We start from the raw sequence: 19,486 nt of genomic DNA, 5'->3' as shown, positions 1-19,486 counted from the left end.
CTTCATGGATGTTTTCTGGTTCCTGCCCACCCACGGCGACGGCCACTACCTGGGCACCACCCAGGGCGCTCGCCCGGTGACCCTCAACTATCTGAAGCAAGTGGCCCAGGCCGCTGACAGCCTTGGCTACCACGGCGTGCTGATTCCCACCGGGCGCTCCTGCGAAGATTCGTGGGTGATTGCCTCGGCACTGGTGCCGCTGACCGAACGTCTGCGTTACCTGGTCGCCATCCGGCCGGGCATCATCTCGCCGACCGTATCGGCACGCATGGCTGCCACCCTGGATCGCCTGTCCGGAGGGCGCCTGCTGATCAACGTGGTCACCGGTGGCGACCCGGATGAAAACCGCGGCGACGGCAGTTTCCTTGATCACAGCGAACGCTATGAGGTGACCGACGAGTTCCTGAAAATCTGGCGCCGAGTTCTGCAAGGTGAATCGGTTGATTTCGAAGGCAAACACTTGCGGGTGCAGAACGCCAAGGCGCTGTATCCACCGGTGCAGAAACCCTACCCACCGCTGTACTTCGGTGGTTCTTCGCAGGCTGCCCACGATCTCGCGGCCGAACAGGTCGACGTCTACCTGACCTGGGGCGAACCGCCCGCCGCCGTGGCGCAAAAACTCGCCGATGTGCGTGAGCGCGCTGCGCGCCAAGGGCGCACGGTCAAGTTCGGAATTCGCTTGCATGTCATCGTGCGCGAGACGGCTGAGGAGGCCTGGAAAGCCGCCGACAAATTGATCGAACACATAAGCGACGAAACCATCCAGGCGGCCCAGAAATCCTTCTCGCGCTTTGATTCGGAAGGCCAGCGACGCATGGCCGCATTGCATGACGGGCGTCGCGACAACTTGGAGATTTCACCCAACTTGTGGGCCGGTGTCGGCCTGGTACGTGGCGGTGCCGGTACTGCACTGGTGGGGGATCCGCAGCAGGTTGCCGCGCGGATCAAGGAGTACGCAGACCTGGGCATCGAGAGCTTCATTTTCTCCGGCTACCCGCACCTCGAAGAAGCCTACCGCTTTGCCGAACTGGTGTTCCCGCTGCTGCCTGAGCCCTACGCCAGCCTGGCCGGGCGTGGCGTGACCAACCTTACCGGACCGTTTGGCGAAATGATTGCCAACGATGTGCTACCCGGCAAAGCCACGGCTTAAAGGGTGCTCCCAGTGGGAGTGAGTCTGCTCGCTACCACCGGTGGATGTGCGTCGAATTTCCTGAGGAACCCCCGTGACTGCCAAGCCACAAAGCGCCTTGATATCCCCGCTGCAGACCGCCCGGCAACTGGCCGCGCAGTTTGCCCTCACCGCTGTCGAGCGCGATGAACGCGGCGGTACGCCCAAAGCCGAACGTGATGCTTTGCGTGAAAGCGGCCTGCTCGCCTTGAGCATCCCCACCGAATACGGGGGCCTGGGCGCGCGCTGGAGTGAAATCCTGGCCATCGTGCGCGAGTTCGCCAAGGTCGACAGCTCGATCGCCCATGTCTTCGGCTTCCATCACCTGATGCTCGCCACTGTGCGCCTGTTTGCCAGGCCCGAACAATGGCAACCCTGGTTTGAGCAGACCGCGCGCAAGAACTGGTTTTGGGGCAATGCCTTGAACCCCCTGGACACCCGCACCGTAGTACGCAAGCTGGATGGCTGGCGCGAGTTCTCCGGCAAGAAAAGCTTCTGTTCCGGCGCCAGCGATTCGCAAATGCTGATTGCCTCGGCGGTGGATGAAACGGCCGGTGGCAAGCTGTTGATCGCGGCGATCCCCAGCAGTCGCAGCGGCATCACCCTGCACAACGACTGGAACAACATGGGCCAGCGCCAGACCGACAGCGGCAGTGCCACCTTCGAACGGGTGCGGGTGGAGGAATCGGAACTGCTGCTCGACCCAGGCCCGTTGAGCACGCCATTCGCGTGCCTGCGCCCACTGATCGCCCAACTGACCTTTACCCACATGTTTCTCGGTATCGCCGAAGGCGCCTTCGATGAGGCACGGGCATACACCCTTACCGAAGCCCGGCCCTGGCATAAATCCAACACCCGGGAGGTCAGCCAGGACCCTTATGTGCTGGGTCATTACGGCGAATTCTGGGTGGCGCTCGAAGGCGTTCGATTGCTCGTGGAGCGCGCCGCCGACCTGCTCGACAAGGCCTGGGCAAAGGGCCCGAAACTCAGCGCCGAAGAACGCGGGCACTTGGCGATTGCCATCGCTACCGCGAAGGTTGCCGCTACCCGCAGCGGCCTGGACCTGTGCACGCACCTCTTCGAGGTGACCGGCGCGCGCTCAACCCACGCCTCGCTCAGGCTGGACCGTCACTGGCGCAACCTGCGCACGCAAACCCTGCACGATCCGGTGGATTACAAACTCCATGAGCTGGGTGACTGGGCGCTGAACCAGTGCCTGCCGATTCCGACTTTCTATTCCTAGCCTGCCATTCATGGAGCGAACCCCATGCAACTGCTGACCTTACCGCCCTCGCCCGCGTTGGCCACGTCAATCCGAGCCACCGCCCAGGTGTTCGAAGACCCGAAATCCCAAGCCCTGCTTGCGCATTTGCAGCAGGTGGCGCCGAGTGAGGCCAGCGTGCTGATCATCGGCGAAACCGGCACCGGCAAGGAGCTGGTAGCGCGACACATTCATAACCTCAGCGCGCGGCGCAATCGCCCTTTCGTCGCCGTGAACTGCGGCGCCTTCTCCGAATCCCTGGTCGAGGCGGAGCTGTTCGGGCATGAGAAAGGTGCTTTTACCGGCGCTCTCAGTGCCAAGGCCGGCTGGTTCGAAGAGGCGAATGGCGGCACCTTGTTCCTCGATGAAATCGGCGACCTGCCGATGGCGATCCAGGTCAAGTTACTGCGAGTGTTGCAGGAGCGCGAAGTCGTGCGCCTGGGCTCGCGCAAGAGCATTCCGATCGATGTACGGGTGCTCGCCGCCACCAACGTGCAGTTGGAGAAAGCCATCAACGCGGGGCACTTTCGCGAGGACCTGTATTACCGCCTCGACGTGGTCAGCCTGGAACTGAGCCCGCTGCGCGATCGACCCGGCGACATCCTGCCGCTGACCCGGCACTTCGTTGATGCCTACAGCCAGCGCCTGGGCTACGGCACTATCACGATCAGCAAAGAGGCTGAACTGAAACTGCGCAGCTACAGTTGGCCAGGCAATATTCGTGAACTGGAAAACGTCATTCACCACACCTTGCTGATCTGCCGCAACGGCGTCATCGAACGCGATGACCTGCGCCTGTCGAACATGCGCATCGAACGTCAGGACGACCAGGGCGGCAGCTTCCACGACTCCCCGGAAGCCCTGCTCGAGCGGGCATTTGAAAAACTCTTCGAGGAACAGGCCGGAGCGCTGCATGAAAAGGTCGAGGATGCATTGCTGCGCGCAGCCTATCGCTTCAGTCATTACAACCAGGTGCACACCGCCGCACTGCTGGGGCTGAGCCGCAATGTGACGCGCACCCGACTGATCAAGATCGGTGAACTGGCGGTGAACAAACGCCGGCCTGCGGAAAACCTCCAGGGTGAGCGCTTGATGCAGCTGTCTATCTAGCCCACCAGATGGCAGTGCAGCGCGTTGTCATGGCTACGTTCCAGGCTGTGCAACACCTGGAACGAGCCGAAGGTTACGGTCTTCGCCTGATGGGCACGAATCAATTGCCAGAAATCCTGCTCGCCACTTTCAAACTGCTGGAACGCCGCTTCCCCTGCTTCGCGCGTCTGCCATTGCAGATAGTTGAGCACCCGCCGGCCATCGTCGCTGGCCTGGATACTGGCACTGAGGAAACCCGCGTGGTCCTGAGCCAGGCGTTCGGTTTGCATCGATAGCGCCGACACCAGTGCCGGTTGCTGATGAGGTTCGATCTCGAACTCGATCAGTTGGGTAAAGCTGCGATTTTTCTCTGGCGCCTGCATGAAAAAGTCCCCGTCTGTGTATGCCGGACATTGCGATCCGAAGGCTTGCAGGGTAAAACCTCTAGTTAAGTCAAGGTCAAGAGGGATTTTTCAAATGATGACCCCGGAACCCCTGCAGCGGGAGCTCACGGTCGGCCAGGTTGCCGCCCGCAGCGGCGTGGCAGTCACCGCGCTGCATTTCTATGAAACCAAGGGCCTGATCAAGAGCAATCGCAACCAGGGCAACCAGCGCCGCTATCCGCGGGAAGTGTTGCGCCGGGTGGCGTTGATCAAGGTGGCACAACGCCTGGGCATTCCGTTGGCAGAGATTGGTAAGGCGCTGCAATCGCTGCCCGATAACCGCGCACCGACCGCCGCCGACTGGAGGGTGTTGTCGGCGCAGTGGAGCCGGGATCTGGATGAGCGGATCAACCAGCTGACGTTGCTGCGCGACCGGTTGAATGGATGTATTGGTTGCGGATGCCTGTCGATGGAGGCCTGTCCGTTGCGCAATTTTGGTGATGTTTTGGGGGACCGTGGGCCTGGGGCGCATTTGCTGGAGGAGGACTGAGTGCTGGCGAAGGGTAAAGCAGGTCAAAAGATCGCAGCCTTCGGCAGCTCCTACTATATTTGTGGGGCATTCTCATTGCATAAAACCTGGGAGGACCGCCATGAGCGTCAAACCCATTCCAGAGGGCTATCACAGCATTACGCCGTATCTGGGTATTCAAAAAGCTGCCGAAGCCATCGAGTTCTACAAAAAAGCCTTCGGTGCCGTCGAAGTGATGCGCCTGGCGATGCCCGATGGTGGAATCGGTCACGCCGAATTGCGCATAGGCGATTGCCCGATCATGTTGGGCACCCCCTGTGATCAAGGGCCATTGAGCAATCCTGATGAGTCCCCTTGCGTGGGATTGCATCTGTACGTCAATGATGTGGATGCCTCGTATAAACAGGCGATTGCTGCTGGTGGCATTGTCGTGTCCGAGGTCAAGGATCAGTTCTATGGTGATCGGTCCGGCACGCTCAAAGACCCCTACGGACACATGTGGTTTCTGGCCACGCGCAAGGAAGATCTGACCCAGGAGCAAATCGAGCAGCGCGCGCAGGAAATGTTCCAGCAGGGCTGACTTCCCGCTCCGCCTCCACCGTTACCTCGACGCTGCAGGCGGATTAACGACGCTCGAAACATTTTCTTGCATATGCGGATTCGGGATTCTTGATTCTCATTCGTCTTATATAGATGCAGTCTGCTCGCGTAGGCAAAAGCCACGAGCGACTTTTCATCGACCCAACGCTGGGAAGCCTGCAGCCAAGGTCCTCTCATCGCTATAAGACTTACATCATGTCGAAGAAATCCCGTTCCAAAATCTGGTTTCTGGTGCACAGCTGGCTGGCGCTGCCGATCTGGTTTTTTGTACTGATCGTCTGCGTGACCGGCACACTTGCCGTGGTCAGCCAGGAGATCGTCTGGCTGGCCAATCCGCAAATGCGCGCCAGCCAGCCTTCCGATGATGCCCCGATGCTCAACTACGACCAGATCGTCGCCGCGATCAAAAAGGCCGAGCCGAACACCCTGGTCGAAAGCATCAGCCGTCCCGATGAGTCGCACTTTGCCCTCGACGTCGAGGTCAGCTACCCGGACGGGCGTTCGGTGACGGTCTACGTCAACCCTTATACCGGGGTGATACAGGGCACGGCACCGCAATTCAATTTCCAGGCCTTCACCCGCGCACTGCATGGCTGGTGGCTGGTGCCGTTCACCAACGGTTACAGCTGGGGCTGGTACCTGGTGTCGTTCCTGAGTCTGCCGATGCTGGCGTCCCTGGTCACCGGGCTGGTGGTGTACAAGAAATTCTGGAAAGGCTTCCTCAAGCCGACCCTGCGCATTCGTCACGGTGCACGAATCTTCTGGGGCGACTTTCACCGTCTCAGCGGCATCTGGTCGATCTGGTTTATCGCGGTAATTTCCGTGACCAGCACCTGGTTCCTGATCGAGGCATTCATGTTCGATAACCAGGTGACGATTTCCACTGCCCCGGTGGCCCTGGTAGTGCCTCGAGAGAGCGTGCCGGTGAGTACCGATGGTTCGCCTGCGCCGATGATCAGCCTGCAGAATGCGATTACCGAGGCCAAGGAGCGTATTCCCGGGCTGGAGGACAGCTTTGTCAGCATGCCCGCCAATGCCTACAGCTACCTGACGGTAGGCGGACGCAGCTGGTACCCGCTGATGTTCCAGACCGCCGATATCAATCCCTACACCGGTGAAATCGCCTCCACTCGCCTGCTCTCGGATCGCTCCGGGCTGGAGCTGGTAACCGAATCCATGCGTCCCCTGCACACCGGCGACTTTGGCGGCCTGTGGATCAAGCTGATCTGGTTCTTCTTCGGCTTGCTGCTGAGCATGATGGTCCTCAGTGGCCTGCTGATCTGGACCAAACGCACCGTCCTGGCCACGGCCAACGCCCTGAAGCGGGAAAACAAACGTGCCCGAGTGCCAACTGCCCCTCGCCACGAAACCACGGAGGTGAGCCAATGAGCCTGCTCGTTGCGGATAAACCTTCTTCGAAACTGAGCCGTTTCTGGCACAAGTGGCGCTTCCACATCAATGTCCTGCTGTTGCTGGTACCGCTGGGTTTCATGCCCAAGTACTTCGCCGATGCCGCGCTGTTCCGGGGTGATACCGGTTTGGGTGAACGCGAAGCCGGAGAAGTGCAGGTCGGCCCCTGGAGCCTGCGCCTGGCTGAACTGCGCAACGAAGCGCCGCGACTGGATGGGCCCGCCGGCTACATGAAGAGCTTCAACGCCGCGCTATGCGACAGCTGCCGCGACCAGGTCAAGGCCACCTACCTGCGCATCGGCAAGCCCCGCAGCCTGCGCGCCGCCGGGGTGATTTTCTTTGGCACGCCTTACCGCATGGGCGCCATGTTGCCAATCCCGGAAAAGACCAAGGCCGATGCCGAACTGTGGATCACCATGGAGGGCTGGGACGGTGCCATGCACCAAGCTTCCATGCCCCTGAGCCAGGCATCCCCCGCCACCATCGAGTGGCTGAACAAACAAGGAGGCAAACCATGACTTTGCGTCATCTGCTTAACCTGGTGCTGGTGCTCTGCGCCGGATTCAGCACCAGCGCCCTGGCCCATAACCCGATGTGCGAATGCAAGGCCGTCGACGCCGAACAGATCGAATGTACCGGGGGCTTTTCCGATGGCAGCGGTGCCCCGGGTGTGACCCTGGATGTGATCGGCTACGACGAAACCATTCTGGTGCCCGGCAAGCTCGGCGCCGACTCGAAGATGACTTTCAAGAAACCCGCCGCCGAGTTCTATGTGCTGTTCGATGCGGGCCCGGGCCATGTGGTGGAAATAGACCAGGCGGACATCCAGACCCCATGAGCACTCCCACAAACCAGATAGTCCGCCCGGCCGGAGCCGGCCACGAAACGCTGTACGTATTGCTCTTGTGCCTGATGATCCTGGCCGTGGCCGCCTCGGTCGTGGCCTGGCGCCATGAGGCCCAGGAGGTCAGCACCGTAGCCAGTCATCAACTGGATGCGCGCCGCGACCTGAGCGCTTCCGAACAGGGCATCTACGCCGACCTGCGGGTCACGCTCGACGAGATCCACTTGTTGCGCCAGGAGCAGCAGGCATTGCCAACGCCGGCGCTGCTGGCTGACGAAGGCTTCGCGCCATTTGCCCAGGACGCCAGCTCGGTCAGTCGTGGCAGCCATGCCTGGGAGTTGCTGCAGGACCAGGCTTATTTCGGCCAGAGCCAGTCTCCCGACGTGGCCGGCTCTTTCCTGATGCGCCTCACCGCGGGTGACGATGAGCCGGACATCTGGCTGCATCGCGGCAAAGCCCTCAAGGCGCCAGCCGATCTTGCCGACTCCGCGCTCGAAAGCGCCGGCTGGCAGCAGATCGTCGCGCAATTCGATGCCGGCGTCACTCGCCAGCAGCGGCACTGACCCCTCGCCTTTACCCGAGAGAAACCGCTTTCCCATGCCTATTTCATCTCAACGTTTCATGCCCGCCCTGCTGGCTGGCCTGCTTGCCTGCCTGCTGGTCCCCCTGGCCAGTGCTGAGGAGGCCAAGCGCCTGCGCATCGGTATCACCCTGCATCCGTACTACAGCTACGTGGCAAATATCGTCGGCGACAAGGCCGAAGTGGTGCCTTTGATTCCCGCCGGTTTCAACCCGCATGCCTACGAGCCACGCGCAGAAGACATCAGGCGCATCAGCGGACTGGACGTGGTTGTGCTCAACGGGGTTGGGCATGACGATTTCGCCGACCGCATGATCGCCGCCAGCGAAACGCCCAACGTGGCGGTGATCGAAGCCAACCAAAACGTGCCGCTGCTGGCCGCTACCGGCGTGGCTGCCCGTGGGGCCGGCAAGGTCGTCAACCCGCATACCTTCCTGTCGGTCAGCGCCTCGATTGCCCAGGTCAACAACATTGCCCGGGAGCTGGGAAAACTTGATCCGGCGAACGCCAAGACCTACACCCGGAACGCCCGAGCCTACGGCAAACGGCTGCGGCAGATGCGCGCCGACGCCCTGGCGAAACTCACCGAAGCGCCCAATGCAGAGCTGCGCGTAGCCACCGTGCATGCCGCCTACGACTACCTGCTGCGCGAGTTCGGCCTGGAAGTGACGGCCGTGGTCGAGCCTGCCCACGGTATCGAGCCCAGCCCGAGCCAGTTGAAAAAGACCATCGACCAGTTGCGAGAGCTGGACGTGAAAGTGATTTTCTCCGAGATGGACTTCCCTTCGAGCTATGTCGACACCATCCAGCGTGAATCCGGGGTGAAACTGTACCCGCTGTCGCACATTTCCTATGGCGAATACACGGCTGACAAGTATGAGAAGGAAATGACCGGCAACCTCAACACCGTGGTCCGGGCTATTCAGGAGTCGGGCGCATGACTGTCCAGGAGACCCTGATTGTCCAAAGCACCGGCCCGACCCTGGATTTCGCCGACGTCGGCCTGACCCTCGGCCGCACCACGATCCTTGACCAGGTGACCTTCCAGGTACAGCCCGGCAGCATCCATGCACTGGTCGGACCCAACGGTGGCGGCAAGAGCTCGCTGATCAAGACCCTGCTCGGGCAAATGCCCCACCAGGGCCGCCTGAGCCTGCAATGGCCAGGCACCCCGGGGACGATCGGCTACGTGCCGCAAGCGCTGGAGTTTGATCGCGGACTGCCGATGACCGTCGACGACTTCATGGCCGCGATGTGCCAGCGTCGACCGGCATTTCTGGGGGTGAGCAAGCATTACGCGGCAGCCATCGGTGATGCCCTGGAACGGGTCGGCATGCAGGACAAACGCAAACGACGCATGGGCGCTTTGTCCGGTGGCGAACGTCAGCGAGTATTACTGGCCCAGGGGCTGATACCGGCGCCGCAGTTGCTGGTACTCGATGAACCCATGTCGGCTCTCGATGAAGCCGGCATCCAGGTTTTCGAGCGACTTCTCGGGGACTGGCGCCAAAGCGGCATCACGGTGCTGTGGATCGAACATGACCTGGAAGCGGTAGGTCGTCTGGCGGACCGGGTCACCGGGCTCAACCGCCGGGTGCTGTTCGATGCAACGCCCAAGCAGGCACTGACACCGGAACGCCTGCTGACGCTGTTTTCCACCCATCCACGGAGCGCCGCCTGATGAGTTATGAAGCCTTTCGCCTGATGATTCAGGGCTGGGCGTCTTCGGGTTACCTGCCTGAAGCGCTGGCGTACGGTTTCGTGGTCAATGCGTTGTTGGCCGGCCTGCTGATCGGACCGGTGCTGGGTGGCCTGGGCACCCTGGTGGTGGTCAAGCGCTTTGCGTTTTTCTCCGAAGCAGTCGGCCACGCGGCACTGACCGGCGTGGCCGTCGGCATTCTGCTGGGGGAACCTTACACCGGGCCTTATGGCAGCCTGTTCGGCTACTGCCTGCTGTTCGGCATCCTGCTCAACTATTTGCGCAACCGCACCGGGCTGTCACCGGATACGCTGATCGGCGTGTTCCTCTCCGTTTCGTTAGCCCTGGGTGCCAGCCTGCTATTGATTCTCGCCGGGAAGATCAACGTGCACATCCTTGAAAACGTGCTGTTCGGTTCGGTCCTGACGGTCAACGGGAATGACCTGCTGGTGTTGGCCATCGTGGGTTCACTGGTCATGGCACTGGCCTTGCCGCTGTACAACCGCATCATGCTCGCCAGCTTCAATCCGCAGCTGGCGGCGGTGCGCGGGGTGGCGGTGAAGACCCTCGATTACCTGTTCGTGATTCTGGTAACCCTGATCACCGTCGCCGCAGTGAAAGTGATCGGCGCCATTCTGGTCGGGGCCCTGCTGGTCATTCCGGCGGCGGCTGCACGATTGCTCAGCCAGTCGCTCAAGGGCTTTTTCTGGTGCTCGGTGCTGATCGCCACGATCAGTACCCTGTGCGGCATTCTCGCCCCGATCGTTTTTGATCTGCCAATTCCATCCGGTGCCGCGATCATTCTGGTGGCCGGCATCGCCTTCGCCCTGGCGGCCGTTGCCCGTGGCGTCGTTCCTGGCCTGAAAGGGAATATCGGATAATGTCTTTTAAGTTGCGTCAACTAACCCTGGCGGTCGCCTTGTGCACCTTGGCCCACACGGCCTTCGCGGCCGACAGCACAAAACCCCTACGCGTCCTGGCCTCGCTGCCGATCACCTATGGCTTGGGCGAAGTCCTGCTCAAGGGCACCAACGTCCAGCTCGAACGTGCCGCGCCGGCGAAACTGCCCGGCAGCCGGCAGACCGCCTACTTCACCGGCCGAGGTGCACCGGCCCTGGCCAAGCTGGCGACCGATGCCGATGCAGTGATCGGCCTGCGTTCGTTGTGGGCCGACGACCCGCTCTATCCCATGTCCCGACGCAGCAACATCCGGGTAGTCGAAGTCGATGCTGCCCGCCCGGTGGACGGCGCCCTGCCCGGCATCGCCGTACAGCCGGACAACAAGGTCGACGGCCTCAACAGCCAGCCATGGTTGTCCAGCAACAACATGGGACGCATGGCGGATGTGATGGCGGCAGATCTGGTGCGCCTGGCACCCGCAGCCAAGCCGGTCATCGAGGGCAACCTGGCGACGCTCAAACAGCGCCTGCTGAAGTTCAGTGCCGACAGCGAAGCGCGCCTGGCCCGCGCCGACAACCTCAGCGTAATGAGCCTCAGCGATCATTTCGGTTACCTGATTGGTGGTCTCAACCTGGAACTGATCGGCCTCGACGCCCGCCCGGATGCCGAATGGACCCCGGAGGCACTCAAGCAACTGGGGGCGACGCTCAAGGATAATGATGTGGCCGTGGTGTTACATCACCGCCAGCCGTCGGATGCACTCAAAGCGGTGATTACCGCGGCGGGGAGTCGCCTGGTGGTACTGAATATCGATGGGGTGGATCCGGTGGCTGAGCTGGAAGGGAATGTGGATTCGGTGATCAAGGGGTTGAGTGACCCAGCCGCACCCTCCCCCCTGTAGGCGCTGTCGAGTGCAACGAGGCTGCGATCTTTTCTGCAGCACAGGCACCAAAAAGCCCGCTGACTGTCACCAGTCCAGCGGGCTTTTTTTGAAAGGCAGGCTCAGTGCACCGCAGCCGCCTGCTCTTCCATCTTCTTGCGCAGGCTCAGTGGGCGCATATCCGTCCAGGTTTCCTCGATGTAGGCCAGGCACTCCTTTTTCAGGCCGCTCTTGCCCACGGTGCGCCAGCCTTGCGGCACGGCCTTGTAGTCGGGCCAGATCGAATACTGCTCTTCGTGGTTGACCACGACTTGAAATAGGATGTCCTCGCGGTCGAATACAGATGTCATGGCGTTTCTCCATCGATGTAGGGTGGGCTGCACGCACGTGCATCCGGTCTGTAGAAGGTACGTTCGGGACGCGGAAAAATTTAGAGACTGGCGGTGGCAGCGGCCATGGCCCGACCAAAGATTTCGGCCACCTGATCGATTTCGCCGCAGGTAATCACCAGCGGTGGCAGGAAGCGCACCACGCCGCCATGCCGCCCGCCCAGCTCGAGGATCAAACCTCGCTTGAGGCACTCACGCTGCACCAGCGGAGCCAGGCGGGCGAAGATCGGCGGGTGACCTTGGGCATCCGGCACACCGGAAGGGTCAACCAGCTCTACGCCGAGCATCAGACCTCGACCGCGTATGTCACCCAACTGCGGAAATTCCCGCTGCAGGATGCGCAGGTGTTCGCCCAGGCGCTCTCCCATGGCGGTCGCATGCTCGCAGACCCTGTGCTCGGTCAGGTAGCGCATCACGGCGGAACCGGCGGCCATCGCCATCTGGTTACCGCGGAAGGTCCCGGCATGGGCTCCCGGAAGCCAGGTATCGAGCCAGTCCCGATAGACCACCACCGCCAACGGCAGGCTGCCGCCAATGGCCTTGGACATCACCACCACGTCCGGAATGATCCCGGCGTGTTCAAAGGCAAACATCTTGCCGGTGCGTCCAAACCCGCTCTGGATTTCGTCGACTATCAGCGCCACCCCGGCCTTTTCGGTAATACGGCGCAAGCCACGCAACCAGTCGAGGTCAGCCGGAATAACCCCGCCCTCGCCCTGCACCGCTTCGACTATCACCGCCGCAGGCAACTGCACGCCGGCTTCCGGGTCACTCAGCAGATTTTCCAGGTAGCTCAGGTTGACCTTGACCCCTTGTGCGCCGCCGAGCCCGAATGGGCAACGGTAGTCGTAGGGATAGGGCATGAATTGCACTCCGCTGCCGAGTAAGGCCGCCATGGGTTTTTTCGGCGCCAGGCTGCCCATCAGGCTGAGCGCGCCCTGACTCATGCCGTGGTAGCCGCCTTGAAATGACAACACAGTGCTGCGACCGGTGGCGGTGCGCACCAGCTTCAACGCCGCCTCCACGGCGTCGGTGCCGGTGGGTCCGCAGAACTGGATTTTCGCTTCGCCAGCCAACCCCTGTGGCAGCAGGGCGAACAGGTCCTGGACGAATTGATCTTTGACCGGAGTCGTCAGGTCAAGGGTGTGCAACGGCAATTCATCGGCCAGCACCTGCCGGATCGCCTCAATCACTACTGCGTGGTTGTGCCCCAACGCCAGCGTGCCTGCGCCGGCGAGGCAGTCGATGAAACGGCGGCCTTCAACGTCCTCGACATAGATACCCTTGGCCCGCTTGAGCGCCAGGGGGATGCGCCGTGGATAGCTGCGGGCGTTAGACTCCTGCCGGGTCTGTCGCGCCAGCAACGGCGACTCGTTGAACTGATAAAGCGTTTCGGCCGGCGCCGGAGCGACCCGCGCCGACTGATCTTGCACAAGGCTGGTAGCGACTGACATCTCTCGACCCCTCAAAAAGGTTTTCCTGTTGTGGAAACGCTTCAGGCGGCTGAGGATTTAGACCCTTGGTCAGTTTTTGCAGCAGGCAACAACAGCCCTTTGCGCATGGGAATGGCCTGCAGACCGGCAACCTTGAAGGTCGGGGCGCAGGGCTGGTATCCCAGATGCCGGTAGAACCCCTCGCCAGTGAGCGTACTGTTGAGTTGCACGTGGCACAGGCCATGACTGATCAACCAGCTTTCCAGGTCAGCCACCAGCGCCTGGCCCGCGCCGCGCCGAAACCATTCCGGTTGCACGTAGCAAAACGCCAACTTGCCGCTGATCGCAGCCATGGCGGCCCCCACTGGCTTGTCCTGTAGCAAGGCGATGTTGAGGTAAAACCGCGGGTCAGTCAGCCAGGCCATGACATGCCTGACGGTTTTGCTGTGGGTCCAGGTGGCAACGGTGTGTGGATCGTTGCGGTGATCAATGGCGCAGCCAACGCGGATCGAACGTTCGACTATCCGGCAGATGATGCCGGCATCGGCGGGGGTTGCCTTGCAGACATGCAGGGATGTTTCCATGGCGCCAGTACCTCAATCCATTGAGTCAAAGCCGGCGAGGACGATAGCGCTAAGGGGGCGGGATGCCTATCGGATAGACGTTACTTTTGATGTGTAACCACGCCTTCTCAGACCGGCTGCAACGGCATCGTCAGTTCAACCCGCAAGCCATCCGGCTTGCTGTCGAACTTCAGCGTGCAACCGCAGCGCTGGACAATTGCCTGGACAATCGCCAACCCCAGGCCACAGCCGGTGCTTTGGCCATTGCGCCAGAAGCGCTGGGTAAGATGTTGCAAATCATCCTCGGCGATACCAGGGCCATGATCGCGAACCACGAACTGCACGCGGTTTTCGACGGTTTCCACGCTCAAGTCCACCGGACCATCACCAGGGGTATGGCGCAGTGCGTTGTCCAGCAGGTTACGCAGTGCGGCAATCGACAGCACCGCCGGCATTTGCACCGGCGCCGCTGAAAGCCTTGCGGGCGCCTTGAAGCGGATGCGCTGGCGATCGCCACTGCCGGCGTCCTGGATCGCCAGCCTGGCCACCTGCTCGGCATTGCATTGCACACCGTCATCGAACGACAGACTGCCTTCGACCCGCGCCAGCAACAGCAATTGTTCGAGGGTGCGGTGCAGACGGTCAGCCCCCTCCTCCGCCCGGGCGAGGGACTGGTCCCGAGCGGCGCCCTCGGTCATGCGCGCGACCTGCAGGTGGGTCTTGATCGCCGTGAGCGGGCTACGCAATTCGTGGGCCGCGTCGCCAGTCAGGCGCCGCTCGCGCTCGATGGTCTTGCCGATCCGTTGCAGCAACTGATTCTGGGTGTCGAGCAACGGCTGCAATTCGCTGGGCAGCGGCTGGATCTGCAAAGGTTCCAGGGAGTCGGCGCTACGCCGCATCAGGGCATCACGCATGCGATTGAGCGGCGCCAGGCCCTGGCCGATCCCCAACCACAGCAGGCACAGGCAACCGAGCAACGCCACGCCGACCGGCACCGATGCCGCCAGCAGGATCGACATGTTCAAGGCTTCGCGCTCGATCTGCCGGTCGGCGGTGGTGATGCGCAGATCTCCCCGGACCAGGGTAAAACTGCGCCAGGGCGCGCCATCGATCATCTGGTCATGAAAACCCAGTTGCTCGGCTTCCAGGGTCTGTTGCGGATCGGTGTGACTGCGAGCCAGGATCTCGCCGCGCAGTGAACTGACCTGGCAGGCCATGCCGCCCGGGATGTTCAGTTGCTCGGCACTGAAATGGGTGCCCTCGCCCTTGCTCGGAAGCGCCGGCAGTTGCTCCATCAGCCCGGCGACCATGCGCGCCGACGCCACCAGGCGCTGGTCGAGGGAAAACATCATCTGGTTGCGCAGGTCGCTGAGCATCCAGGCGGCCGCCAGCGCCCAGATCAGCGCGAACGCGGCGCCCAGGGTCAGGCTCAGGCGCAGGCGCAGGCTCATCACTTCGAACGATCTCCACTGCCTGCCGGCCCCAGCCGATAACCCAGGCCGCGTACGGTCTCGACGATGCCGTTACCGAGTTTGCGCCGCAGGTGATGGATGTGCACGTTCAGGGCGTTGCTTTCCAGCTCATCGTTGAACCCATAGACACTGTCTTTGAGCTGTTCTGTGGACAGGACCCGGCCACGGTTGTGCAACAGCGCCTGCAACAGCGATTGCTCACGCCGTGACAAGTCGACCGGCTGGCCGCCCAGGGTGGTTTCGCGGCTACTCGGATCGTAGGTCAGCGCGCCATGCTCGATCAGGTTGACGCTGCGCCCCGCCACTCGCCGCAACAAGGTGTGCAGGCGCGCGGCCAGCTCACGCAGGTCGAACGGTTTGAGCAGGTAATCGTCGGCGCCCGCTTGCAGCCCATCGACCCGGTCCGTGACCGAATCCCGGGCGGTGAGGATCAGCACCGGAATCTCCAGGCCACTGTGACGCAACTGCTGCAACAGCTTCAGGCCGTCCTCATCGGGCAGGCCAAGGTCGAGCACCATGACGTCGAACTCGGCAACCTTGAGCATCGCCCGGGCAGCCGATGCGGTAGCCACGTGCTCCACGGTCAGGCCCTGGGCGGTGAGGCCGGCGACTATGCCGCTGGCGATCAGCTCATCGTCTTCGCAAACCAGTACGTGCATAGTGAGTACCTGAAAAGAAACCAATTAGGCCTGTAGCCGATTAAGCCGACATTATGCCGCAAGCGCCGTTGCGACAAGGCCGTGGCGGTTAATCATCGGTTAATCGCCGTCTCTCATCCTGCCCCCACTTGCACAGGGATAAGGCTTACCCATGCGTCGAATTTTACTGCTTTTCGTTCTCCTGATATCGGGCATGGCCCAGGCCGCCAACGATCCATTCGCGACCAAACCGGACTTCCTTCCTGTAGCCAAGGCGTTCATCTTCACTTCCGAGCGCCTGGAGTCCGGTGAAACCCAACTTTTTTGGCAGATCGCCGATGGCTACTATCTGTACCAGCAGCGTCTGAAGTTCGACGGTTTGCCGCCAGAGCACAAGCCAGCGATGCCCCCTGGGGAATCTCACAGCGATGAATTTTTCGGTGAGCAGCAGGTGTACCGCCAGGGCCTTGAGCTGAAAATACCGGCCGGTGCCACCGGCCAGGTGAAAGTAGGATTCCAGGGGTGTGCCGATGCCGGCCTGTGTTATCCGCCGCAAACCCAGGTCGTCGACCTGGGGGGGACAGTCGTTGCCCCTGCCGCCGCCGAAGCGCCGGACCAGGCCCTGGCCAGCGGCCTGCAACAACGGGCGCTGGGCTGGAGCCTGCTGGTGTTCTTTGGCCTGGGCCTGCTGCTGGCATTCACCCCTTGCACCCTGCCGATGTTGCCAATACTTGCAGGGCTGGTCGTCGGCAGCGGCGCCAGCCCTCGACGCGGCTTCGCCCTCGCCGGCAGTTATGTGGTGTGCATGGCTTTGGTCTATGCCGCGATGGGCGTATTGGCAGCGATGCTTGGCGCCAATCTGCAGGCCTTGCTGCAGAACCCCTGGCTGCTGGGCACCTTCGCCGCCGTGTTTGTATTGCTGGCGTTGCCGATGTTCGGTTTTTTTGAATTGCAACTGCCCGTGGCCATTCGTGACCGCCTGGAAAATGTATCGCGCAACCAGCGTGGCGGCAGCCTGATCGGCGCTGGCGTGCTGGGTGCGGTGTCGGGGCTGCTGGTGGGACCTTGCATGACCGCGCCCCTGGCCGGCGCCCTGCTCTATATCGCGCAGAGCGGCAACGCCTTGCATGGCGGGCTGATCCTGTTCGCCATGGGCATCGGCATGGGGATCCCGCTGCTGTTGCTGGTGACGGTTGGCAATCGCTTCCTGCCCAAGCCAGGCGCCTGGATGAACCTGCTCAAAGGCGTGTTTGGCTTCCTGTTCCTCGCCACTGCCCTGCTGATGCTGCGCCCGGTGCTGGATGAATCACTGTGGGTCGGGCTGTGTGGAGCATTACTGTTGATCGCGGCCTACAGCGCCTGGAAGCAATCGGAAGGTTTCGGCCGGGTTGCCCAGCTGTTCGGCGCAAGTTCCTTGCTGATGGGGGTGTGGGGAAGCCTGCTGCTGATCGGTGCCGCCGGCGGCAGTGATGACCTGTTCAAGCCATTACAGGTCTACAGCACGGCAAATTCGACCAGCATCGCCCGCCCGGTTGGCCACGAGGCCTTCACCACCATCAAGGACCCGGCTGCGCTGCAACGGGAACTGGATGCGGCCAAGGCTCAAGGTCAATGGGTGTTGCTCGACTATTACGCCGACTGGTGCGTGGCCTGCAAAATCATGGAAAAACGCGTGTTCGGCCAGCCGCAGGTGCTCACGGCACTCAGTGACGTGCGTTTGCTACGTCTGGACGTAACCGCCGATAACGCCGCCAGTCGCGAACTTCTCGGTCGATACAAGGTGCCAGGGCCACCGAGCCTGCTGTGGATCGGCACCGACGGCGAGGAGCGACGTAGCCAGCGCATTACCGGCGAAGTTGATGCCGCCACATTCCTGCAACGCTGGAACCTCACCCGAGAGGCCCGTTAATGCTGACGCTCACCCTCGGCACGTTTGCCATTGCGCTCAATCACCTGCTGCTGATCGGTGCCCTGGCGCTGGCGACCTTTGTGGGTTGGCGAGCGGCCAGGCGCGGTGGCGAAAACCCCGAGTCGGTGCTGTTCAGCCTGTTCCTGATCGGTATGCTGGCGGCGCGGATCGGTTTCGTGGCGCTCTACTGGAAGCATTATCGTAACGATCTCTGGCAAGTCATCGACCTGCGTGACGGCGGCTTCCTCGCCTGGCCGGGGGTGATCGCGCTGTTGCTCGTTGCCCTCTACCGGGGCTGGCGCCGCCCGGGACTGCGTCGCCCCCTGGGGTTTGGGGTGGGTAGCGGCCTGGCGTTCTGGCTGCTCGCTACTTTTTCCCTCTCCATCTACGAACAAGGCACGCGCCTGCCGGAAATCACCCTGCGCAATGCGGCCGGGGAAACCGTGCGACTGGAGGATTACAAAGGGGGTCCGCTGGTGATCAATCTCTGGGCCACCTGGTGCCCGCCCTGTCGCCGGGAAATGCCGGTGCTGGAAAATGCCCAGCAACAGCGTCCGGACCTGACTTTCCTGTTCGTCAATCAGGCCGAAAGCATGCAAAGCGTAAGTACTTACCTGGAAACCCAGGGCCTGAGCCTGTCCAACGTATTGTTCGATGGCAGTGGCCGCCTGGGTCAGGCGGTGGGCTCCATGGCCTTGCCGACTACGCTGTTCTACAGCAATGAGGGCCGCCTGTTGGGCAGCCATCTGGGCGAACTGTCGGAAGCCAGCCTGGCCCGCGCCCTGGAAAACTTCGACAGCCCTGGTTCCGCCACTTCTTCAAGGAAACTGCCATGCCCCGCCTCCGCCACCTGCTGACGTTGACCCTGGGCACTGCCCTGCTGCACCTGCCATTCGCGCAGGCTGCCGAAGAGTTGCCTGAAGCGATCAAGAAAATAGAAGCCAAGGGCGCAAAAATCGTCGGCCAGTTCGACGCACCGGACGGCCTGCGCGGTTACGCCGCGCAGTACCAGAACCGTGGCATGGCCCTGTACCTGACCCCGGATGGCAAACACGTGCTGCTGGGCAACCTGTATGACGCCGACGGCAATGACCTCAGCACAGCCCCCCTGCAAAAGCTGGTTTACGCGCCGATGTCCAAGGAAGTCTGGGGCAAGATGGAAGCGAGCAACTGGATTGCCGACGGCAACAAGGACGCACCGCGCGTGGTGTACCTGTTCAGCGACCCGAATTGCCCTTACTGCAACATGTTCTGGGAGCAGGCGCGGCCTTGGGTGAAAGCCGGCAAAGTGCAACTGCGCCATATCATGGTCGGCATCATTCGCGAGGACAGCCCGGGCAAATCCGCAGCGCTGCTGGCCGCCAAGGACCCGCAAAAGGCCCTGGCAGACCACGAAAAAGCCGGCAAGGCCAGCTCGCTCAAGGCCTTGAAGGATGTTCCACCGGCGATCCAGGCCAAGCTCGCGGCGAACATGCAGTTGATGGAAGAGCTGGAATTGTCGGCCACCCCGGCGATTTTCTACATGGACGACAAGGGTGAGTTGCAACAGCAGCAGGGCGCGCCGTCGCCGGATAAGCTGGTGAAGATTTTGGGGCCGAAGTAAGAGTCCGTTGGCCGCGGACTCAATGAGTTCGCCCATTTACTACTTCCGTCACGGGGTCACATCTCCTACTGGGTAATGCGGCCAAATACACACTGCCGGGGGTGTCATGTCACTCCATCGATCGGGGCCACGGCCG

22 protein-coding genes are annotated in these 19,486 nt (G+C 61.9%); 16 read left to right on the top strand and 6 right to left on the bottom strand.

The genetic code is table 11. The features are described from left to right. The first annotated feature begins 4 nt into the window (after positions 1-4). The 3 genes from ssuD to AAEZ05_RS07915 all read left to right on the top strand — a co-directional run bounded on the left by ssuD (position 5) and on the right by AAEZ05_RS07915 (position 3,539). Complete coding sequence (gene ssuD / locus AAEZ05_RS07925) at positions 5-1,150, top strand: FMNH2-dependent alkanesulfonate monooxygenase (RefSeq protein ID WP_122841312.1); 1,146 nt, start codon at positions 5-7, stop codon at positions 1,148-1,150. 73 nt (positions 1,151-1,223) lie between these two features. After that, positions 1,224-2,411, top strand: coding sequence for an acyl-CoA dehydrogenase family protein (locus AAEZ05_RS07920; protein WP_045058143.1), 1,188 nt, complete (start codon positions 1,224-1,226; stop codon positions 2,409-2,411). Positions 2,412-2,435: 24 nt separating this feature from the next. Beyond that, a complete protein-coding gene (locus AAEZ05_RS07915) occupies positions 2,436-3,539 on the top strand; it encodes a sigma-54 interaction domain-containing protein (RefSeq protein WP_045058142.1) in 1,104 nt (367 codons plus the stop codon). On the opposite strand, the gene AAEZ05_RS07910 is transcribed toward AAEZ05_RS07915, so the two are convergent. Further along, a complete protein-coding gene (locus AAEZ05_RS07910; RefSeq protein ID WP_045058141.1) occupies positions 3,536-3,901 on the bottom strand; it encodes an antibiotic biosynthesis monooxygenase in 366 nt (121 codons plus the stop codon). The two genes, AAEZ05_RS07915 and AAEZ05_RS07910, sit on opposite strands and share 4 nt — an antisense overlap. 94 nt (positions 3,902-3,995) lie before the next feature. Here AAEZ05_RS07910 and soxR point away from each other — a divergent pair, with 94 nt between their 5' ends. From soxR to AAEZ05_RS07860, 10 genes are all read left to right on the top strand, one after another. Beyond that, positions 3,996-4,451, top strand: a complete 456-nt coding sequence (gene soxR, locus AAEZ05_RS07905; RefSeq protein WP_045058140.1) for a redox-sensitive transcriptional activator SoxR — start codon at positions 3,996-3,998, stop codon at positions 4,449-4,451. Between the two features lie 100 nt (positions 4,452-4,551). After that, positions 4,552-5,010, top strand: a complete 459-nt coding sequence (locus tag AAEZ05_RS07900; RefSeq protein WP_045058139.1) for a VOC family protein — start codon at positions 4,552-4,554, stop codon at positions 5,008-5,010. Positions 5,011-5,225: 215 nt separating this feature from the next. After that, positions 5,226-6,419 (top strand): PepSY-associated TM helix domain-containing protein, encoded by a 1,194-nt coding sequence (locus AAEZ05_RS07895; protein WP_350601167.1) that lies wholly within the window; start codon positions 5,226-5,228, stop codon positions 6,417-6,419. Next, positions 6,416-6,958, top strand: a complete 543-nt coding sequence (locus AAEZ05_RS07890; protein WP_045058137.1) for a PA2404 family protein — start codon at positions 6,416-6,418, stop codon at positions 6,956-6,958. The genes AAEZ05_RS07895 and AAEZ05_RS07890 overlap by 4 nt, the downstream gene beginning before the upstream one ends. Next, the gene (locus tag AAEZ05_RS07885; protein WP_350601169.1) at positions 6,955-7,278 is read left to right on the top strand and encodes a hypothetical protein; all 324 of its coding nucleotides are present in this window, start codon (positions 6,955-6,957) and stop codon (positions 7,276-7,278) included. Before AAEZ05_RS07890 ends, AAEZ05_RS07885 begins: the two co-directional genes overlap by 4 nt. Next, positions 7,275-7,847, top strand: coding sequence for a DUF6162 family protein (locus AAEZ05_RS07880; protein WP_350601170.1), 573 nt, complete (start codon positions 7,275-7,277; stop codon positions 7,845-7,847). Before AAEZ05_RS07885 ends, AAEZ05_RS07880 begins: the two co-directional genes overlap by 4 nt. Before the next feature lie 34 nt (positions 7,848-7,881). Beyond that, entirely contained in the window at positions 7,882-8,805 is a 924-nt protein-coding gene (locus AAEZ05_RS07875; protein ID WP_045058134.1) for a metal ABC transporter substrate-binding protein, read from the top strand. Beyond that, positions 8,802-9,545 (top strand): metal ABC transporter ATP-binding protein, encoded by a 744-nt coding sequence (locus AAEZ05_RS07870; RefSeq protein WP_045058133.1) that lies wholly within the window; start codon positions 8,802-8,804, stop codon positions 9,543-9,545. Before AAEZ05_RS07875 ends, AAEZ05_RS07870 begins: the two co-directional genes overlap by 4 nt. Beyond that, complete coding sequence (locus AAEZ05_RS07865) at positions 9,545-10,444, top strand: metal ABC transporter permease (protein ID WP_045058132.1); 900 nt, start codon at positions 9,545-9,547, stop codon at positions 10,442-10,444. Before AAEZ05_RS07870 ends, AAEZ05_RS07865 begins: the two co-directional genes overlap by 1 nt. Then, entirely contained in the window at positions 10,444-11,364 is a 921-nt protein-coding gene (locus tag AAEZ05_RS07860) for a metal ABC transporter substrate-binding protein (protein ID WP_350646891.1), read from the top strand. Before AAEZ05_RS07865 ends, AAEZ05_RS07860 begins: the two co-directional genes overlap by 1 nt. A 101-nt stretch (positions 11,365-11,465) precedes the next feature. Here AAEZ05_RS07860 and AAEZ05_RS07855 read toward each other — a convergent pair whose 3' ends face one another. The 5 genes from AAEZ05_RS07855 to AAEZ05_RS07835 all read right to left on the bottom strand — a co-directional run bounded on the left by AAEZ05_RS07855 (position 11,466) and on the right by AAEZ05_RS07835 (position 15,859). Then, entirely contained in the window at positions 11,466-11,693 is a 228-nt protein-coding gene (locus AAEZ05_RS07855; protein WP_045058130.1) for an MbtH family protein, read from the bottom strand. Positions 11,694-11,773: 80 nt separating this feature from the next. After that, a complete protein-coding gene (locus AAEZ05_RS07850; protein WP_350646890.1) occupies positions 11,774-13,186 on the bottom strand; it encodes an aspartate aminotransferase family protein in 1,413 nt (470 codons plus the stop codon). Between the two features lie 41 nt (positions 13,187-13,227). Continuing rightward, the gene (locus AAEZ05_RS07845; protein ID WP_350646889.1) at positions 13,228-13,749 is read right to left on the bottom strand and encodes a GNAT family N-acetyltransferase; all 522 of its coding nucleotides are present in this window, start codon (positions 13,747-13,749) and stop codon (positions 13,228-13,230) included. A gap of 107 nt (positions 13,750-13,856) precedes the next feature. Beyond that, positions 13,857-15,182 carry an ATP-binding protein gene (locus AAEZ05_RS07840; RefSeq protein ID WP_045058127.1) on the bottom strand — a complete coding sequence of 442 codons (1,326 nt, stop codon included), beginning with the start codon at positions 15,180-15,182 and terminating at the stop codon, positions 13,857-13,859. Further along, the gene (locus AAEZ05_RS07835; protein WP_045058126.1) at positions 15,179-15,859 is read right to left on the bottom strand and encodes a response regulator; all 681 of its coding nucleotides are present in this window, start codon (positions 15,857-15,859) and stop codon (positions 15,179-15,181) included. Before AAEZ05_RS07835 ends, AAEZ05_RS07840 begins: the two co-directional genes overlap by 4 nt. 151 nt (positions 15,860-16,010) lie before the next feature. On the opposite strand from AAEZ05_RS07835, the gene dsbD reads away from it, so the two are divergent. Genes dsbD through dsbG form a run of 3 tightly spaced genes read left to right on the top strand, consistent with a single transcriptional unit; the run spans position 16,011 to position 19,350 of the window. Further along, positions 16,011-17,747 (top strand): protein-disulfide reductase DsbD, encoded by a 1,737-nt coding sequence (dsbD, locus tag AAEZ05_RS07830; protein WP_350646888.1) that lies wholly within the window; start codon positions 16,011-16,013, stop codon positions 17,745-17,747. Further along, positions 17,747-18,604 carry a TlpA disulfide reductase family protein gene (locus tag AAEZ05_RS07825; protein WP_045058124.1) on the top strand — a complete coding sequence of 286 codons (858 nt, stop codon included), beginning with the start codon at positions 17,747-17,749 and terminating at the stop codon, positions 18,602-18,604. Before dsbD ends, AAEZ05_RS07825 begins: the two co-directional genes overlap by 1 nt. Then, entirely contained in the window at positions 18,580-19,350 is a 771-nt protein-coding gene (gene dsbG / locus AAEZ05_RS07820) for a thiol:disulfide interchange protein DsbG (protein ID WP_045058123.1), read from the top strand. Before AAEZ05_RS07825 ends, dsbG begins: the two co-directional genes overlap by 25 nt. Positions 19,351-19,486: the final 136 nt, after the last annotated feature.

The organism is Pseudomonas sp. HY13-MNA-CIBAN-0226, assembly GCF_040310305.1.
Classification (GTDB): domain Bacteria; phylum Pseudomonadota; class Gammaproteobacteria; order Pseudomonadales; family Pseudomonadaceae; genus Aquipseudomonas; species Aquipseudomonas gregormendelii.
This window is presented reverse-complemented; position numbering and strand designations above follow the sequence as displayed.

Excerpts from the sequence above, each read along its gene's own strand:
- AAEZ05_RS07825 (WP_045058124.1), top strand. The coding sequence starts at position 17,747 with ATGCTGACGCTCACCCTCGGCACGTTTGCCATTGCGCTCAATCACCTG.
- dsbD (WP_350646888.1), top strand. The coding sequence starts at position 16,011 with ATGCGTCGAATTTTACTGCTTTTCGTTCTCCTGATATCGGGCATGGCC.
- AAEZ05_RS07870 (WP_045058133.1), top strand. The coding sequence starts at position 8,802 with ATGACTGTCCAGGAGACCCTGATTGTCCAAAGCACCGGCCCGACCCTG.
- dsbG (WP_045058123.1), top strand. The coding sequence starts at position 18,580 with ATGCCCCGCCTCCGCCACCTGCTGACGTTGACCCTGGGCACTGCCCTG.
- AAEZ05_RS07855 (WP_045058130.1), bottom strand. The coding sequence starts at position 11,693 with ATGACATCTGTATTCGACCGCGAGGACATCCTATTTCAAGTCGTGGTC.
- AAEZ05_RS07915 (WP_045058142.1), top strand. The coding sequence starts at position 2,436 with ATGCAACTGCTGACCTTACCGCCCTCGCCCGCGTTGGCCACGTCAATC.
- AAEZ05_RS07895 (WP_350601167.1), top strand. The coding sequence starts at position 5,226 with ATGTCGAAGAAATCCCGTTCCAAAATCTGGTTTCTGGTGCACAGCTGG.
- AAEZ05_RS07880 (WP_350601170.1), top strand. The coding sequence starts at position 7,275 with ATGAGCACTCCCACAAACCAGATAGTCCGCCCGGCCGGAGCCGGCCAC.
- AAEZ05_RS07845 (WP_350646889.1), bottom strand. The coding sequence starts at position 13,749 with ATGGAAACATCCCTGCATGTCTGCAAGGCAACCCCCGCCGATGCCGGC.
- AAEZ05_RS07890 (WP_045058137.1), top strand. The coding sequence starts at position 6,416 with ATGAGCCTGCTCGTTGCGGATAAACCTTCTTCGAAACTGAGCCGTTTC.
- AAEZ05_RS07885 (WP_350601169.1), top strand. The coding sequence starts at position 6,955 with ATGACTTTGCGTCATCTGCTTAACCTGGTGCTGGTGCTCTGCGCCGGA.
- soxR (WP_045058140.1), top strand. The coding sequence starts at position 3,996 with ATGATGACCCCGGAACCCCTGCAGCGGGAGCTCACGGTCGGCCAGGTT.
- AAEZ05_RS07910 (WP_045058141.1), bottom strand. The coding sequence starts at position 3,901 with ATGCAGGCGCCAGAGAAAAATCGCAGCTTTACCCAACTGATCGAGTTC.
- AAEZ05_RS07860 (WP_350646891.1), top strand. The coding sequence starts at position 10,444 with ATGTCTTTTAAGTTGCGTCAACTAACCCTGGCGGTCGCCTTGTGCACC.
- ssuD (WP_122841312.1), top strand. The coding sequence starts at position 5 with ATGGATGTTTTCTGGTTCCTGCCCACCCACGGCGACGGCCACTACCTG.
- AAEZ05_RS07900 (WP_045058139.1), top strand. The coding sequence starts at position 4,552 with ATGAGCGTCAAACCCATTCCAGAGGGCTATCACAGCATTACGCCGTAT.
- AAEZ05_RS07850 (WP_350646890.1), bottom strand. The coding sequence starts at position 13,186 with ATGTCAGTCGCTACCAGCCTTGTGCAAGATCAGTCGGCGCGGGTCGCT.
- AAEZ05_RS07865 (WP_045058132.1), top strand. The coding sequence starts at position 9,545 with ATGAGTTATGAAGCCTTTCGCCTGATGATTCAGGGCTGGGCGTCTTCG.
- AAEZ05_RS07875 (WP_045058134.1), top strand. The coding sequence starts at position 7,882 with ATGCCTATTTCATCTCAACGTTTCATGCCCGCCCTGCTGGCTGGCCTG.
- AAEZ05_RS07835 (WP_045058126.1), bottom strand. The coding sequence starts at position 15,859 with ATGCACGTACTGGTTTGCGAAGACGATGAGCTGATCGCCAGCGGCATA.